Origin of the sequence: Pseudomonas luteola NBRC 103146, from assembly GCF_002091675.1 — a bacterium.
Taxonomy (GTDB): domain Bacteria; phylum Pseudomonadota; class Gammaproteobacteria; order Pseudomonadales; family Pseudomonadaceae; genus Chryseomonas; species Chryseomonas luteola.
In genome coordinates this window covers 180632-197776 of the sequence record NZ_BDAE01000003.1, presented here as the reverse complement: position 1 = coordinate 197776, position 17145 = coordinate 180632, and the positions used below count along the sequence as shown (strand labels likewise).

12 protein-coding genes are annotated in these 17145 nt (G+C 54.4%); 1 reads left to right on the top strand and 11 read right to left on the bottom strand.

What is annotated here, in order from left to right; all coding sequences use genetic code 11:
* Positions 1–56: 56 nt before the first annotated feature.
* The gene (locus PLU01S_RS05490; protein ID WP_122043464.1) at positions 57–1373 is read left to right on the top strand and encodes an MFS transporter; all 1317 of its coding nucleotides are present in this window, start codon (positions 57–59) and stop codon (positions 1371–1373) included.
* A gap of 54 nt (positions 1374–1427) precedes the next feature.
* Here the strand turns inward: PLU01S_RS05490 and hemE are convergent, their stop codons facing one another.
* The 11 genes from hemE to PLU01S_RS05435 form a co-directional block, all read right to left on the bottom strand.
* A complete protein-coding gene (gene hemE / locus PLU01S_RS05485; RefSeq protein ID WP_074823144.1) occupies positions 1428–2495 on the bottom strand; it encodes a uroporphyrinogen decarboxylase in 1068 nt (355 codons plus the stop codon).
* A gap of 135 nt (positions 2496–2630) precedes the next feature.
* Positions 2631–4049 carry an FAD-dependent oxidoreductase gene (locus PLU01S_RS05480; protein WP_019363994.1) on the bottom strand — a complete coding sequence of 473 codons (1419 nt, stop codon included), beginning with the start codon at positions 4047–4049 and terminating at the stop codon, positions 2631–2633.
* Positions 4050–4152: 103 nt separating this feature from the next.
* The gene (gltB, locus tag PLU01S_RS05475) at positions 4153–8601 is read right to left on the bottom strand and encodes a glutamate synthase large subunit (RefSeq protein WP_074823146.1); all 4449 of its coding nucleotides are present in this window, start codon (positions 8599–8601) and stop codon (positions 4153–4155) included.
* A 214-nt stretch (positions 8602–8815) separates the two neighbouring features.
* Positions 8816–10417, bottom strand: coding sequence for an SPOR domain-containing protein (locus tag PLU01S_RS05470; RefSeq protein ID WP_074823149.1), 1602 nt, complete (start codon positions 10415–10417; stop codon positions 8816–8818).
* Between the two features lie 10 nt (positions 10418–10427).
* On the bottom strand, positions 10428–11531 hold the full coding sequence (aroB, locus tag PLU01S_RS05465) for a 3-dehydroquinate synthase (RefSeq protein WP_019363991.1): 1104 nt from the start codon (positions 11529–11531) through the stop codon (positions 10428–10430).
* Positions 11532–11580: 49 nt separating this feature from the next.
* Positions 11581–12099 (bottom strand): shikimate kinase AroK, encoded by a 519-nt coding sequence (gene aroK / locus PLU01S_RS05460; RefSeq protein WP_074823505.1) that lies wholly within the window; start codon positions 12097–12099, stop codon positions 11581–11583.
* A gap of 5 nt (positions 12100–12104) precedes the next feature.
* Positions 12105–14231, bottom strand: a complete 2127-nt coding sequence (locus PLU01S_RS05455; protein ID WP_074823152.1) for a type IV pilus secretin PilQ — start codon at positions 14229–14231, stop codon at positions 12105–12107.
* Positions 14232–14240: 9 nt separating this feature from the next.
* The gene (gene pilP / locus PLU01S_RS05450; protein ID WP_010797033.1) at positions 14241–14765 is read right to left on the bottom strand and encodes a type 4a pilus biogenesis lipoprotein PilP; all 525 of its coding nucleotides are present in this window, start codon (positions 14763–14765) and stop codon (positions 14241–14243) included.
* Complete coding sequence (gene pilO, locus PLU01S_RS05445; protein WP_010797032.1) at positions 14762–15385, bottom strand: type 4a pilus biogenesis protein PilO; 624 nt, start codon at positions 15383–15385, stop codon at positions 14762–14764. Before pilO ends, pilP begins: the two co-directional genes overlap by 4 nt.
* Entirely contained in the window at positions 15382–15969 is a 588-nt protein-coding gene (locus PLU01S_RS05440) for a PilN domain-containing protein (protein WP_010797031.1), read from the bottom strand. Before PLU01S_RS05440 ends, pilO begins: the two co-directional genes overlap by 4 nt.
* Positions 15969–17033: a pilus assembly protein PilM gene (locus PLU01S_RS05435; RefSeq protein ID WP_010797030.1), complete on the bottom strand. Its 1065-nt coding sequence runs from the start codon at positions 17031–17033 to the stop codon at positions 15969–15971. The genes PLU01S_RS05440 and PLU01S_RS05435 overlap by 1 nt, the downstream gene beginning before the upstream one ends.
* Between the last annotated feature and the right edge of the window lie 112 nt (positions 17034–17145).

The following is a 17145-nucleotide window of genomic DNA, read 5'->3' as shown; positions in this document are numbered from 1 at the left end:
TTGTGCAGCGCTTTCGCTGCGCCGTCCTTTCGTTCGTCCAGATTTTGAGGTTTAACGTGAGTAAGTCTGCTTTACCTGCTCGTCACGAGCATGCCCAACCTGAAGAAGAACCTGCGCCTATTCAGGCAGCACGTGAAGCTGCCAACCAAGCAGTAGAAGATGCCGATTTGTACATTGAGAAAGGCACTCGCCAGTTCATCCATACCGCCCTTGCACTTTTCTGTGGCGGCTTCGCCACGTTTGCCCTGCTGTACTGTGTACAGCCCATGATGCCCATTTTTTCCGAAGCCTTTGGTATAACGGCGGCCAAAAGCAGCCTCGTGCTCTCCGTATCAACTGGGCTCATGGCGGTCGGGCTACTGGTTACAGGTCCTATTTCAGATGCCATCGGCCGCAAGCCGGTCATGGTGGTCTCACTCTTCGCCGCCGCTTTCTTTACGCTGCTTAGCGCCATCATGCCCACTTGGGAAGGTGTTCTCGTCACGCGGGCATTGGTTGGTCTATCGCTATCCGGTCTGGCCGCCGTTGCCATGACCTATCTGTCTGAGGAAATCCATCCCCAGCACATCGGCCTATCCATGGGGCTGTATATCAGCGGCAACGCGCTGGGTGGGATGAGTGGGCGCGTCATCAGCGGCGTTTTGGTGGACTTTGTCTCTTGGCGGATTGCTCTAGCAATCCTGGGCAGTCTGGCGCTGATTGCCGCTATCGTATTCTGGCGGCGTTTGCCGGAGTCACGTCACTTCCGCCCGACTCCCCTGAAGCCTCGCACACTGGTCAATGGCTTTACCCAACACTTTCGAGACGCTGGGCTACCTTGGCTCTTTCTTGAGGGCTTTCTGTTAATGGGCGCCTTTGTCACGTTGTTTAATTATATTGGCTATCGCCTGTTAGGTGAGCCTTATCATCTCAGTCAAGCCGTTGTGGGCGTCTTGTCAGTCGTCTACCTGTCGGGTATCTACAGCTCGGCTCAAGTAGGCTCATTAGCGGATAAACTTGGTCGCCGCCGCGTCTTTTGGGCTGTGATTCTTCTGATGCTGGGTGGCGTGGTGCTGACGCTATTCACCCCCTTGCCGTTGGTCCTGGTGGGCATGCTGCTGTTTACCTTTGGCTTTTTCGGGGCTCATTCGGTCGCCAGCAGCTGGATCGGTCGCCGTGCTCGGCAAGCTAAGGGACAAGCTTCGTCGCTTTACCTGTTCTGCTACTACGTGGGCTCAAGCATCGCAGGAACATTAGGCGGCGTGTTCTGGCACGAAGCGGGATGGAATGGTGTCGGACTGTTCATCGCCACACTCTTGGTCGGAGCACTGGCTGTTGCGTTACACCTGGCTCGCCTGCCAGCCCTCCCCTTGAATGTTAAAGCCGCTCGATGAGCGGCTTTGCCTTTTTAATGGATCGGGCGCATGGCCCGGTCTTTGTCGACCGCCTTATGCCTCGTGATAAGACGCCGAGAGCTCATGAACAGCTTCGATGAAGGCACCTGCATGCGCAGGGTCTACCTCCGGCGTGATTCCGTGCCCCAGATTGAAAACATGCCCGGAGCCTTTACCGTAGCGAGCCAGAATCCGCGCCACCTCTGAACGGATCGCGTCAGGCTTGGCATACAGTACCGCCGGGTCCATATTGCCTTGCAGCGCCACCTTGTCACCCACACGGCTACGGGCATCGCCAATGTCGCATGTCCAATCCAGTCCCAATGCGTCTGCGCCAGAGGCCGCCATGCTCTCCAACCAAAGACCGCCATTCTTGGTAAACAGGATGACAGGAATCTTGCGGCCTTCACGCTCACGAATCAGGCCATCAACAATCCTGCGCATGTAGGCGAGAGAAAACTCCTGATAAGCCGCCGAAGACAGATTGCCTCCCCATGTATCAAAGATCTGTACCGCCTGGGCACCCGCCTGAATCTGACCATTCAGATAGGCGGTTACTGAGCGGGCCAGCTTATCGAGCAGGTTGTGCATGGCTTGCGGATTGTCATAAAGCATCGCCTTGCTACGACGAAAGTCCTTGGATGAGCCTCCTTCGACCATGTAAGTCGCCAACGTCCAAGGGCTTCCTGAGAATCCGATCAGAGGCACACGCCCATTGAGCTCACGGCGAATGGTGCGAACCGCATTCATGACATAGCCCAGATCCGCTTCCGGGTCCGGTACCGGTAAGGCTTCGATATCCGCAGCGGACTCAATACGCTTCTTGAAGCGGGGCCCCTCACCTGTCTCGAAATAGAGGCCTAATCCCATGGCGTCCGGGATGGTCAGAATGTCTGAAAAGAGGATGGCGGCATCCAGCGGATAACGCTCGAGCGGCTGCAGTGTGACTTCGCAGGCCAACTCAGGGTTCATGCACAGACTCATGAAGTCACCGGCACGGCTACGCGTAGCGCGATACTCCGGGAGATAACGACCGGCCTGCCGCATCATCCAGACGGGCGTCACATCGACGGGTTGCTTGAGCAAGGCACGGAGAAAACGGTCGTTCTTCAAAGCAGTCATGGAAAATATCCGTCAAGAAAGTACTGTCATTTTCTCAGACACAAAAATAAAAGGCACGGAGAGATCCGTGCCTTTTATCTATCGAGCCCTTAACCGCTTTGCCCTTGAACTGCAAAGCAGCTTATGGCTGGTGCCTCAAACGCCCAGGTAATCCAGGATACCTTCAGCTGCAGTACGACCTTCGAATACTGCAGTCACCACCAGATCCGAACCTCGCACCATATCGCCGCCCGCAAAAATCTTGGGGTTGCTGGTTTGATGCTTGAACTGACCGACAGAGGGAGCGACTACACGGCCCTGATTATCCATTGCAATCGCATGTTGCTCGAACCACTCTGCGGGGCTTGGGCGGAAACCGAAAGCGATGACTACCGCATCTGCCGGCAGGATCTCTTCAGACCCCGGAATCGGTTCAGGGCTGCGACGGCCTCGGGCATCCGGCTCGCCCAGACGCGTCTCGACAACCTTGACGCCTTCTACCTTGTCTTCACCAATGATCGCAATCGGCTGGCGATTGAAGAGGAACTTAACACCCTCCTCCTTGGCATTCTTCACCTCACGACGCGAGCCCGGCATGTTCTCGGCATCGCGACGGTAAGCACAGGTTACGCTCTTGGCGCCCTGGCGAATCGAGGTGCGGTTGCAGTCCATTGCGGTATCGCCACCGCCCAGAACCACAACGCGCTTGCCTTTCATATCGACAAACTCGTCAGCAGACTTCTCGAAGCCCAGGTTACGGTTGACGTTAGCCACCAGAAAATCCAGGGCATCATGCACCCCTGGCAAATCTTCGCCAGGGAAACCGCCTTTCATGTAGGTATAAGTTCCCATCCCCATGAAGAGCGCATCGTATTCCTCGAGCAGCTGCTCCACTGTGATGTCCTTGCCTATCTCGGTATTGAGGCGGAACTCTATCCCCATACCGGTAAAGACCTCGCGGCGGCGCGCCATCACGCTTTTTTCAAGCTTGAACTCGGGAATGCCAAACGTTACCAGACCGCCAATTTCCGGATTCTTATCGAACACAACAGGCGTAACGCCGTTGCGGACGAGAATATCGGCGCAGCCAAGACCCGCAGGACCTGCACCAATGATGGCAACCCGCTTGCCGGTTGGCACCACCTTGGACATATCCGGCCGCCAACCCATGGCAAAAGCGGTATCAGCGATATATTTCTCTACCGAGCCGATGGTAACGGCACCGAAACCATCGTTCAGGGTACACGCGCCCTCACACAAGCGGTCCTGCGGACACACACGACCACAAACTTCGGGCAGCGTATTGGTCTGATGGACCAGCTCGGCTGCAGCCAGGATATTGCCTTCCGAAACCAGCTTCAGCCAGTTTGGTATGTAGTTGTGAACCGGGCACTTCCACTCGCAGTAAGGGTTGCCGCATCCCAGGCAGCGGTGCGCCTGCTCAGATGCCTGCTGCGGCTTAAACGGATCGTAAATCTCAACGAATTCTTTCTTGCGCTGACGCAGGAGTTTCTTCTTCGGGTCCTTGCGGACGACCTCTATGAACTGGAAGTCGTTATTCAGACGTTCAGCCATTACCTAAACCTCATCACGGCAGCGTTCATGTCTCGCTGCTGCAGGAAAACTCACGATCGCAACCAGCGCCTGACAAAGTGTCAGGCGCTGGTTGCCTATAGCATTACTGTGGATTTGCCCGAGTAGTGGATAGCAGTGAGGCCAGGCTGGCAGCCTTGGGCTTCACCAACCAGAACTTGCGGAAATAATCATCCAGGTTTTCGAGCAGATAGTGTCCCCACTCACTGCCCGTTTCCTCGGCGTACTCGGTCAGCACGCGGCTCAGGTGACTGCGATAAGCCTCCATGGCCTCGTTGCTGATACGCTGAATTTCCACGAGTTCATGGTTAACACGGTCAACAAAGCTGTTATCCATGTCCAGCACGTAGGCGAAGCCGCCTGTCATACCGGAGCCGAAGTTGTAACCCGTCTTGCCCAGAACGCAGATGAAGCCACCGGTCATATATTCGCAGCAGTGATCACCGGTTCCCTCGACGACCGCATGGGCACCAGAGTTACGAACACCAAATCGCTCGCCCGCGGTACCCGCCGCAAACAGTTTGCCACCCGTGGCACCGTACAAGCAGGTGTTACCAATGATGGCCGACTCCTGACTCTTGAAGGCGCTACCCTTGGGCGGAGTGATGACCAGCTTGCCGCCTGTCATACCTTTGCCCACATAATCGTTGGCGTCACCCTCAAGATAGAGGTTCAGGCCACCGGCATTCCATACGCCAAAGCTCTGCCCTGCTGTCCCTGTAAAGCGGAACGTGATAGGCGCCGACGTCATACCCTGGTTACCATGCTGACGAGCAATCTCACCGGATACACGTGCGCCAATGGAGCGGTCACAGTTGCTTACCTTCAGACTGAACTCACCGCCCGTCTTACCTTTGATAGCCGACTGGGCCAGGCGGACCATTTCCTCAGCCAGGAGACCCTGGTCAAATGGCGGGTTCTTCTCAACAAGGCAGTGCTGGGGCTTGTCTGCCGGAATATGGTCGCTACCCAGAAGTGGTGTCAAATCCAGGTTGTGCTGCTTGGCCGTTTCGCCAGGCAGGATCTCTAACAGATCGGTACGGCCGATCAACTCACCCAAGCTTCTTACACCCAGGCGCGCCAGCCACTCGCGTGTTTCTTCTGCCACAAAGGTGAAGAAGTTGGTCACCATCTCAACGGTACCGATGAAATGGTTCTTGCGCAGCTTATCGTTCTGGGTCGCCACGCCGGTAGCGCAGTTGTTCAGGTGACAGATACGTAGGTACTTACAACCCAATGCAATCATCGGCGCGGTACCAAAGCCAAAGCTTTCTGCACCTAGAATCGCCGCCTTGATCACGTCGAGGCCGGTTTTGAGACCGCCATCGGTCTGTACGCGAACCTTTCCACGCAGGTCATTGCCACGCAATGTCTGATGCGCCTCGGCCAGTCCCAACTCCCAAGGACTGCCCGCGTACTTGATAGACGTCACTGGTGATGCACCTGTACCACCGTCATAGCCGGAGATGGTAATCAGATCGGCATAAGCCTTGGCGACACCGGCCGCTACCGTACCAACGCCAGGCTCCGATACCAGTTTAACGGACACCAGCGCCTTTGGATTGACTTGCTTGAGATCAAAGATCAGCTGGGCCAAGTCCTCAATCGAGTAGATATCGTGATGGGGCGGAGGGGAAATCAGGGTTACGCCCGGTACGGCATAGCGCAACTGAGCGATCAGGCCATTCACCTTGCCGCCCGGCAACTGGCCACCTTCGCCCGGCTTGGCGCCCTGGGCCACCTTGATTTGCAGGACTTCGGCATTGACCAGGTATTCTGGTGTTACACCGAAACGTCCCGTGGCTACTTGCTTAATCTTGGAGCTTTTCAGCGTGCCGTAACGCGCCGGGTCTTCACCGCCCTCACCCGAGTTAGAGCGGCCGCCCAAGCGGTTCATTGCCTCGGCCAGTGCCTCATGCGCCTCTGGAGACAGGGCACCGAGCGAGATACCGGCGGCATCGAAACGCTTGAAAATGCTTTCCAGCGGCTCGACTTCTTCAAGCGCCAGCGGCGTGTCGCTGACCTTAACCTTGAGCAGGTCACGAATCATGGCTACGGGACGCTGGTCAACCAGGGCGGAATACTCTCGGAACCGTGCATAGTCGCCTTGCTGAACAGCTGCCTGGAGCAGATTGACAACATCCGGGTTATACGCGTGATATTCACCACCGTAGACATACTTCAGCAAGCCGCCCTGCTGGATCGGCTTACGGTTGCTCCAGGCTTCGTTCGCCAGCAGCTTCTGCTCGACCTCAATGTCGGCAAAGCGGGCGCCCTGTATGCGGCTAGTGACGCCCGGGAAGCATAGATCCGTCACCTCACTGGACAAACCAACCGCCTCAAACAACTGGGCGCCACGGTAGGAAGCCACAGTGGAAATGCCCATTTTGGACAGGATTTTCAGCAGCCCTTTGGTAATTCCCTTGCGGTAGTACTTGAAGACCTCATAAAGATCACCCAGGACTTCGCCCGTACGGATCAGGTCACCCAATACCTCATAGGCCAGGAAGGGATAAACCGCTGTCGCGCCAAAACCAATCAGTACCGCAAAATGATGAGGATCGCGGGCAGTTGCGGTTTCAACCAGGATGTTGCAGTCGGTGCGCAGTCCGGTATGCACCAGGCGGTGATGAACAGCACCTACTGCCAGGGACGCATGCACAGGCAGCTTACCCGGCTCGATTGCACGGTCCGACAGTACAATCAGGACTTTTCCTGCACGAACCGCTTCTTCGGCCTGATCGGCAATATTTCGTACCGCCGCTTCCAGCCCCACGCTTTCATCATAGTTGAGATCAATGACGAAACGATCAAACCCGGGACGCTCCAGCGTCATCAGGGTACGCCACTTGGCGGGCGATATAACCGGCGAACTCAGGATTGCGCGGTTGGCATGTTCGGCCGTCTCCTCGAACACGTTGCGCTCGGCACCTAGACAAGTCTCGAGCGACATGACAATGGCTTCACGCAGCGGGTCGATAGGCGGGTTGGTCACCTGCGCAAACTGCTGACGGAAGTAGTCATAGTTCGAACGGATACGCTTGGACAGCACGGCCATCGGTGTATCGTCACCCATGGAACCGACGGCTTCCTGCCCCTGCTCGGCCAATGGACGCAGCACTTGATCGCGTTCTTCGAACGTGACCTGGAACATTTTCATGTACTGACGCAGACGATCCGAATCGTAGAAAGGCGATCCATGATCCTTATCGTCCAATGTAGCCTGAATACGCAGGGCATTCTTGCGCAGCCACTGCTTGTAAGGATGGCGTGATTTCAGACGGTTATCGATATCATCTGCCTCAAGCACCTGTCCGGTTTCGGTATCGACCGCAAGGATCTGACCCGGACCGACACGTCCCTTGGCAATCACATCACTGGGCTCGTAATCCCAGACACCCACTTCCGAGGCCAGGGTGATATAGCCATTCTTGGTTGTTACCCAGCGGGCAGGACGCAAGCCGTTGCGATCAAGCAGGCAGACGGCATAGCGCCCGTCTGTCAATACAACTCCAGCCGGACCATCCCATGGCTCCATGTGCATGGAGTTGAATTCATAGAATGCGCGAAGCCCTGAGTCCATCGTTTCGACGTTCTGCCAGGCTGGCGGAATGATCATGCGCACGGCACGGAACAGGTCCATTCCGCCGGTCACCAGCAATTCGAGCATGTTATCCATGCTTGAGGAGTCGGACCCTACGGTATTGACCAAATCACCCAGGCTATCCAGGTCAGGAAGTAGCTCATTGACAAACTTGGTACGCCGCGCTCGGGCCCAGTTACGGTTGCCCGTGATGGTATTGATCTCGCCATTATGCGCCAGGTAGCGGAATGGCTGCGCCAACGGCCACTTGGGCAGCGTGTTGGTCGAGAAACGCTGATGGAACACGCAAATGGCAGTCTGCAAACGTTCATCGCCGAGGTCCGGGAAAAACGCAGCCAGATCTGCTGGCATCATCAAGCCTTTATAGATGATGACCTTACTGGACAAACTGCAGACATAATGCTCCGCATCGTTCTTGTTCAATACTGAAGAACGGCGGCGGGATGTGAATAACTTTACGGCGAACTGCTGATCATCGAGACCTTCGCCGCTAATGAATACCTGCTCGATTTTAGGTAGGCGTTCAAGCGCCAGAGGTCCTAATACAGAGGTATCCACGGGAACCTTGCGCCACCCGACCACGGTAAGGCCAGCAGCAGCAAATTCGGAATTCATGTGGTTTCTGGCCACATCGGCCTTTTGGTCGTCCTGATTGAGGAAAACCATGCCAACGGCGTATTGGGCGGGTAGCTCAACGCCGAATGTTTCTAAAGCGACAGCGCGAAGGAACGCGTCGGGCTTTTGTATCAACAGACCGCAACCGTCGCCGGTTTTGCCGTCTGCATTGATACCGCCGCGATGCGTCATACAGGTCAGGGCCTCGATGGCCGTTTGCAGCAAATGGTGACTCGCCTGGCCCTGCATATGGGCAATCAGGCCGAAGCCGCAGTTATCCTTGAACGTTTCAGGATTGTACAGGCCTGCTTTCATGGGAACTCTCACCGGCAATCTATTTCTAGTCAATCCACTTGTCACTGCCAGGCGCTTGGGCACGCTACTTTTACGGCAGGCAAAGGGATGACATTGTATACCGGATATCAGAACAAGACAAAGTTTTTGTCGCGATCCTGAATCTTAGAGTCCTAAAAATGAAATACGCCCATGTCGCAAAATGATATATGCAACATGGGCGCTGTCTAAAGAATTATCGCGTTGAAGCGATATCCTGCTGGATGCTGGCAAACGTGCGAGGCCATGGCTTGGCCGACTGAACCTTGGCAGGCAATTGTTTCACAGCTGCCTCAGCTGCCGCACGGTTAGCGAAACTACCATAGGTCACAACATAAAGCGCCTTACCTTGGTACTGCTTTTTGAAATAACGATAATTGGCGCTATCGCTTTGCTGCTGAATAAAGGCTTGCGCACTGCTTTCAGAGCTGGTTCCTAACACTTGAAGCGCATAGTGCGTTCCACCCTGAGTGCTGTACCAGCCACCGCCATTGCCCTGAGCTGTCTTGGGTGTTTCCTGAGCTGCAGGCTTTGCCGGCGCAGGCTTGGGCTCAACCTTGACTTCAGGCTTGACCGGCGCAGAAGCAACCTGTCTAGGTGTTGTATGTACAGGCTCGGCTGGAGCAGGCGTTGCGGCCGGCGCCAGGGGACGCGTTGGAGCCGTTACACTGACAGGCGCCTGGGCAGAAGGCATCTCAGGTGGCGTTGAGGAAAAATCGTCTTCGCCAGACTGAATAGAGCCGCTCACGCCATTGCCTTCAGACTCCTCCTGCCCTGCTGCCTGAGCCAGCGGCTCACGGATGACGGGCTGAGCCTCACCGACCAAAGGCAACGGCAAAGGCTGGGAAGAACCATCGAACTTAATTGCCGTTCCCGACTTGCCATCCCCTTGGGATTGTTCGGTCCCGTCAGTCGAGGCCATCTTGGGCGATGAATCATTACCCTTCATGAGCAACGCCGCCAAGACACCGACAGCGATGACTGCCACAATGATCAGGTGCTTGCGAGGCAGGTTAGCCAATAGCTGTTGACCACCCTTGAATTTGCTACCACCGCCACGCTGACTCAGCATGCCGCTGATCAACACGTCTCGCGCAGCTTCGTTGATCTCCCCCGGCCATCCACCGGAGGTCTGGTGAATGGTCTCGATCTGCTCTGGCGTAAAAATATCAATACTTTGGCCAGCACCTTCCAGGCGCTGCGCCAGATACCCTTGAGTTTCCTCTTCGGTATAAGGCAAAAGCTCGATGGCGTGGTAGCGCTCCTCGCCTTGCGCAAGGCTTTCCAGCTTGCCTGTCAGCTCGGCGTCCCCAAACAGGAATACATGAGGGCGATTCTTCTCATCACCTTCTGCCAATGCCAACAGGGCTTCCAGTGCGTCATCATCCAACTCATGGGCATCGTCGACCAGAAAATAGACTTCCTGGCCAGTCAATGTCACTTGACCAACCTGAGATAGCACCGCTTCGATGCTCGCTTGAGGCGTGCCCAATCCCTGACTTAACTTGCGCAATAGTGTGTTCTTGTCCTGCACCTCACGTGCCGACACGACAACATTATGGACCGCATCCTTTTTGGTACTGGCAACAAGCGCCTGTCTCAGCAAGGTTTTCCCGCTTCCGGCAGGCCCTGTTACCGCAAGCAGAAGATGGCTATAGCGAGCAAGATGATGTAACTGCCCGAGAACCGTTTTGCGCTGGGCAGGATAAAACTTGAATCCTGGCACGCGTGGCGCAAAAGGATCGTGAGTAAATTCGTAATGGCCGAGGAAGGCCTCGTCGGCATGCAGACTGGACATAAGACTTCTTTCAATCTCCGAGCTGTTCCGCCAAAGCCTGATAATCGGCACTTAGCGTCTGCTTGAGGGTGTCATAAGGGAAATCACTGGTTACCACGGCCTCGCCCAACCGCTTGAGCAGCACAAGGCGCAACTGGCCATCCAGAACCTTTTTATCAACCGCCATGTATTTCATGAAATCGTCAGGCGACATGCTAGCAGGAGGAACGACAGGAAGCCCCGCACGCTTGAATAACCGTAGGGCTCGAATCTGATCATCACGGCTCAGCCAACCCAGACGACAAGACATTTCCAGCGCCATCGCCGTACCGGCAGCAACCGCCTCACCATGCAGCCATGAGCCATACCCCTGGTGCGCCTCGATTGCATGCCCAAACGTATGCCCCAAGTTCAGCGTGGCTCGAATGCCGGACTCCCGCTCATCCGCGCCAACCACATCAGCCTTCGCTGCACAGGAGCGCTCTATAGCCTCGCTCAGCTTGGATTGATCCAGCAAGCGTAATTGATCGATGCTTTCTTCCAGCCATACCAGGAAAGGCTCATCGCAGATCAATCCATACTTGATGACTTCAGCAAGCCCAGCTGACAGCTCACGTTCAGGTAACGTAACAAGGCTTGAGGTATCGATCACTACAGCCTTGGGTTGATAGAACGCGCCTACCATATTCTTGCCAAGCGGATGATTGATTCCGGTTTTACCCCCCACGGAGGAATCCACCTGTGACAACAGAGTGGTTGGAACCTGAATGAAATCAACGCCCCGTTGATAACATGCGGCTGCAAACCCTGCCATGTCACCGATCACACCCCCGCCCAGGGCAATGATAGTGGTGGCACGGTCATGTTTGTCTTCAAGCAAGGCATCAAAGATTTTTTGTAGAACTTCCCATGTCTTATAGCGCTCTCCATCAGGCAGCACGACAGCGGTTACTTCTTTACCCTGCAGTGTGGCTTTGAGCTTTTCCAAATAAAGAGGCGCTACCGTCTCGTTGGTAACGACGGCGACCTTTCGGCCTTTTATGTAGGGCAGAATGTACTGCTGCTGGGACAGCACGTCCTGACCTATGAAGATGGGATAACTACGCTCGCCCAAATTGACGTTTAGTGTTCGCATACATCCCCCCAATGAAAGGCCGCTAGGATAACGCAGAACGCCAGCGCCTTTAACGAGGGATGAGTGCTTTTAAACGCTCAAGTATTTGCTGAACGACCAGTCGAGGGGGCCGCTCGTCCGTTTCTATGATGGTGGCCGCTATCTCACGGTAGAGCGGATCGCGAACAGCCATCAGATTACGCAAGACCTGTGCAGGATCGGGCGTCTGCAAAAGGGGGCGGTTCCGATCACGGGCCGTTCTTTCGATCTGCTGCTCGACGGAGGCATGTAAATAGATCACATGCCCGCTTGCTTTCAGGATGCGCCTGTTATCTTCACGCAATACCGAGCCGCCTCCAGTAGCCAGCACCAGGCCTGAGGACTTGCAAAGGTCCTCCAGAACCAGGCGCTCCCGCTCACGGAAACCCTGCTCTCCCTCGACATCAAAAATCCAGGGAATATTGGCCCCAGTCCGCTGCTCGATTTCCTTGTCAGCGTCCTTGAACGGGAGGTGAAGCTCTTTGGCGAGCAAGCGCCCGATGGTGCTTTTACCAGCACCCATCGGACCCACGAGAAACACATTCAGCACTTCAATCAACGACCAACGGCAATAGCTTGGTTGTTCATGATACGCGGAGTGAGGAAGACAAGCAGCTCTACTTTTTCATCCGTAACCGAGTCGCGTCTAAATAGGCGACCGACATAGGGAACATCGCCCAATAAAGGTACTTTACTCGTCGACTTGCTTTGAGTATTCGAAAAAACGCCCCCGATTACGATAGTTTCACCATCAGCCACTAGTACTTTGGCATTCACCTCGTTTTTTGAAATAGGCGGAGCGCCATTATCCAGGCGATTCTGATAGTCAGGTGCATCCTTATTCACCTTAACTTCCATGATAATTCGATTATCAGGCGTGATCTGAGGCGTTACCTCTAACGAAAGCGCCGCTTCCTTAAAGGAGGTACTTGTTGCACCGCTCGAACTGGCCTCCTGATAAGGAATCTCGGTACCACGCAAGATTTTTGCTGTTTCTTTATCAGACGTTACTACCTTTGGTTGAGAGACTATCTCACCATTACCAGTAGCCTCCATGGCAGACAACTGAAGATCCAAAGTAGTACTGCCCGTCAAGAACCCGATCCCAATACCGGACGTTGCACTACCTACACCCAAATCTACAAAAGGTGAAGACGTCCCAGTAGTAGAGCCAGCGCCTCCACTGATAGTAAAGTTGCCATTGCCAGACCGAGAACCTGACCAGTTAACACCTAGCTGTTTGTTGTAGTTGACGTTTGCCTCAACGATCCTCGCCTCGATCATCACCTGACGAACCGGAATATCGAGCTGAGAGACAATTCGTCTTAGCTCATCCAGGCGATCTTGGGTCTGGTAAGCAATGATACTATTGGTTCGATCATCGACAGTGATAGAGCCACGCTCGCTTTGTCCGGCATCAGCCTTGGTGACCGACTGGAAGAGCTTGGCCATATCAGCAGCCTTGGCGTAGTTGACCTGAATCAACTCTCTACGTAGCGGCGCCAGTTCTTGGATCTGCTTCTGTGATTCCAGCTCCTGACGTTCACGCGCCGCAATTTCATCCGCTGGCGCAATCAACAATACGTTGCCTATTTGCCGCTTATCGAGTCCCTTGGTTTTCAGAACAAGGTCAAGCGCTTGATCCCACGGCACGTTCTGCAGGCGCAGCGTGATGTTGCCTTGTACAGTGTCACTGGCCACCAGGTTCAAACCGGTGAAGTCAGCAATTAACTGAAGGACCGAGCGAACATCGATGTCTTGGAAATTCAGAGACAATTTTTCACCGGTATAGGTGAAACGCTCAGCGGCACGCTGTTCCTTTTCCTTGGCAGTCAGTGGCTTGACGCTAATGGTCAGCTTGTTATCTGTCTGGTAGGCCAGATAGTCATATACGCCAGTAGGCTCAATTGTAATGACCGTGTCACCAGCCTGACTTGAGGCGTTTACAAACTGTACTGGCGTAGCAAAGTCTTTGACGTCAAGCCGAACACGTAAAGCATCAGGGAGCTGCGTCTTGCCGAAGTTAAGGCGAATCTTTCCACCCTGCTCCTGTATGTCAGGGCTGATACCTGTTTCTGAAAGGTCAATGATAACGTTACCTTCTCCGTCATCACCTCGCTTGAAGTCGATATTCCTGATGGCTTTCCCAGCCAATCTTGGCACGCTGGAAAAGACACGGCCGGCAGGGTTGGTTGCAGGCGCTGGGGCTTGCGCAGCACCGGAGCGCGGCAAGGATGGTGCCGGGACAGAAGCACTAGTCGTACGAGCAGCCTGGTCGCCGCCAATGACAACGAACAGGTCGTTACCCTGAACGCGGGTCGAGTAAGGCGCCAATGCAGTCAGGTTCACGATAAGACGCGTGCGGTCACCCGCCTCGACTATGGTAACGCTTCTGGCATTCCCCGATCCCAACTCCTTGTTGCGAACGCCCAGCTTGTTATTAACACCAGGCAGATCCAAAGCGATGCGCGCAGGTTGCTCAATGGTATAGCCCTTGGGGGCTGTCACTGGCTGATCGAACGATAGTTTTAGTTCGACTCTGTCGCCCGGCAAAGAGGCCACGTTCATGGCCTTGAGGTCTGCCGCCAGCAGCAAAGAGGGACAGATTCCGCTCAAGAGTATGGCCAGCGTGAGGGCACTCTTCCCTGAGACCCTTTGTAGAATAGTTTTGTGCAACATCATGCCCCGTCCTTAAGAACTCTCTATTAGCGAAAGAGTACGGGGTCTTTCGAGCCAGCCGCCCTCTCCATCAGGAACGATCTCAATCACATCAATCTGACTTTCGGTAATGGAAACGATACGCCCATCGTTTCTACCCAGATAATCACCCACCTTGACGCGGTGAACTCCTCCAGCTCCCTTGATCAAGGCAAAACGACCTGATGCATTGGAAAGGGTGCCCACCATCTGGAAGGTTTCAATATTGAAGCCTTCCAGAAATTGTTTCGGCCTGGTTTCATCAGGCTTGATGTTCTTTGATCCTCTCTGCTTTGCCGTTAAATCAATTTTTATAGGTGGCTGGAATGGGCTGCGCATATCAGCCGCACCATAAGCAAATGGCTCATAAGGCTGAAACTGGGGCAATGGCTCTATGCTCCCCTTCGGCCTTGCCCGAACTTCATCCATATAACTTTGAAGATCGGACACATCATCCCCGCCACCGCACCCTGACAGCGCAGCAAGCAAAAGCCCACACATCAGAATTCGGGCTCTCATTGGTGCAATCCCTTGTCGTTATAGCGATACGTCTTGGCCAGAATGTTCATTCGCAGCTGCGCTCCGCTGTCAGGCGATACACGGCTGATATCGAAATCATGCAACGTCACGATACGCGGCAGACTTGAGGCACTGCTGACAAACGTCGCCAGATCGTGATAGCTCCCCACCACCGTAATCTGGATGGGCAACTCAACGTAGAACTGCTGTACGTTTTCAGGAAGCAAACGAATCTGCTCGAACTCAAGACCGCTTTTCAACCCGGTACGCGTAATATCTTCGAGCAGTGCAGGTACCTCTGTATCGCTGGGCAACTGACGCAGCATGGCACCAAATGACTCCTCCATTTCAGTCATCTGAACCTTGTAGGCATCCAGGTTAGCGGCTTGAAATGCCTTGCTCCCAAACTGCTGCTTGAGGGTTTCTTCCTGAGCCTGCTTGCTTTCCAGCTCTGTCTGCATGTCCTTCAGATAGAAGTTATAGCCTAGCGCCAGCACCACAGCGACAATCAGAATGCAGGTAATCACCTTGGCTGCCGGGGGCCATGCACCCAGGTTATCCATATCAAGATCATTCAGATCGATCTTGCGAAGGCTTGCCAGAGTATCGGCCAAACTCATGACTTACCTCCTTGTGCGGGCACCGCAGGCGTTGGCACAGCCGGCTTTGTCTGTTTTACCGTCATTTGGAAGGCATTGTTCTGGTCAACTGCACCTGACGTCAGCGCCTTGACCTCTGTCAGATTAGGCGAAGCCAGCCATTCGGAATTTTCGAAGTTACGCATAAGGTTGGAAACGCGGTTATTGGACTCCGCTTCACCAACAATGGAAATGGTATCGCCCTGCATTTTAAGACCAGTAAAATACACGCCATCCGGCAACGTACGTACCAACTGATCAAACACATGGCCAATGACAGGCCTATTGCCCTGCAAGTCCTGAATGATCTTCATTCGCTCAAGGAGCTGCTGTCTGCGCGTTTTCAGCTCACTGATTTCCTTGATGCGAGAATCCAGAACGGCAATTTCGCCTTGTATATAGGCATTACGGGCGTCCTGATTCTCAATTGCAGAGGTAAAGTACTTATCACCTAGAAAGATGATTGCGGCCGACAGGACAAACATCCCGCCAATAACCACCAGAAAGCGCTTCTTGCGCTCTTCCCTTAGCTGTTCACGCCAAGGTAATAGGTTAATATGGGCCATCAGTCGAAGCTCCTCATAGCCAGACCGCAGGCAATCATGAGCGCCGGAGCGTCGCTGGCCAGAGCACTTGCATTGACTTTGCTATTTAGCGTCATATCAGCAAACGGATTAGCAACTAGGGTCGGAGTGCCAATTTTCTGTTGGATCAGCCGATCCAGGCCGGAAATTGACGCGGTTCCTCCCGCAAGCAAGATATAGTCCACATCATTGTATTGTCCGGCTGCAAAGAAGAATTGCAGTGAGCGGGCAACCTGCTGGACAACCGCATCCCGGAAGGGGGTCAATACTTCGACCTGATAATCATCAGGCAGACCGCCCTGCTTTTTGGCAAGACCGGCTTCCTCGATGGAGAGTCCGTAACGACGCTGGATTTCTTCGGTCAGCTGACGTCCGCCAAAGAGCTGCTCGCGCGTATAAATGGTACGGCCATTATGCAGAACGCTAAGGGTAGTCATCGTGGCGCCAATATCAACAATCGCAACCGTCAATTCATCGACATTACCGCCTAGCTGCCCGGCCATTAGCGTATAAGCACGCTCAAGAGCATAGGCTTCTACATCAATAACCCTGGCGGAAAGCCCGGCCAACGCTAACGCGGCCTCACGAACTTCAACGTTCTCCTTGCGACATGCCGCAAGGAGCACTTCAACACGGCCTGGATTACGCGCCGACTGGCCTTGAACCTCGAAGTCAATCGCCACTTCCTCAAGGGGATAAGGAATATACTGATCCGCCTCAAGCTTGATCTGGTTTTCAAGCTCGTCATCCGAAAGACCCGCATCCATTTCGATGGTCTTTGCAATAACAGCCGAACCCGCTACCGCCACTGCTGCATTTCGAGCATTCGTTCGAGCCTTGGCCAGAACCCGGCCCAGCGCTTGCCCTACGCCTTCAAGCTCGGCAATGTTCTTTTCCACCACGGCGTTCGGCGGCAACGGCTCAACGGCATAGGCTTCGACCCTATACCGTCCACCAGCACGACTCAGCTCAAGCAACTTGACAGACGTTGAGCTGATATCGATTCCCAGTAGCGTATTCGTCTTCTTTTTGAATAGCCCTAGCACAACAGTTTCCCTATCTGTATTCGCCACGCATTGGGCGATTCGTATTCATCGGCATTAGCTGGCAGACTTGACATACGCGCAAATAGCGATCTGTCCCAAAAACTGCCTATAA

Coding starts and splice junctions, on each gene's coding strand:
- hemE (WP_074823144.1), bottom strand. CDS start 2,495: ATGACTGCTTTGAAGAACGACCGTTTTCTCCGTGCCTTGCTCAAGCAA.
- PLU01S_RS05480 (WP_019363994.1), bottom strand. CDS start 4,049: ATGGCTGAACGTCTGAATAACGACTTCCAGTTCATAGAGGTCGTCCGC.
- gltB (WP_074823146.1), bottom strand. CDS start 8,601: ATGAAAGCAGGCCTGTACAATCCTGAAACGTTCAAGGATAACTGCGGC.
- PLU01S_RS05470 (WP_074823149.1), bottom strand. CDS start 10,417: ATGTCCAGTCTGCATGCCGACGAGGCCTTCCTCGGCCATTACGAATTT.
- aroB (WP_019363991.1), bottom strand. CDS start 11,531: ATGCGAACACTAAACGTCAATTTGGGCGAGCGTAGTTATCCCATCTTC.
- PLU01S_RS05455 (WP_074823152.1), bottom strand. CDS start 14,231: ATGATGTTGCACAAAACTATTCTACAAAGGGTCTCAGGGAAGAGTGCC.
- pilP (WP_010797033.1), bottom strand. CDS start 14,765: ATGAGAGCCCGAATTCTGATGTGTGGGCTTTTGCTTGCTGCGCTGTCA.
- pilO (WP_010797032.1), bottom strand. CDS start 15,385: ATGAGTTTGGCCGATACTCTGGCAAGCCTTCGCAAGATCGATCTGAAT.
- PLU01S_RS05440 (WP_010797031.1), bottom strand. CDS start 15,969: ATGGCCCATATTAACCTATTACCTTGGCGTGAACAGCTAAGGGAAGAG.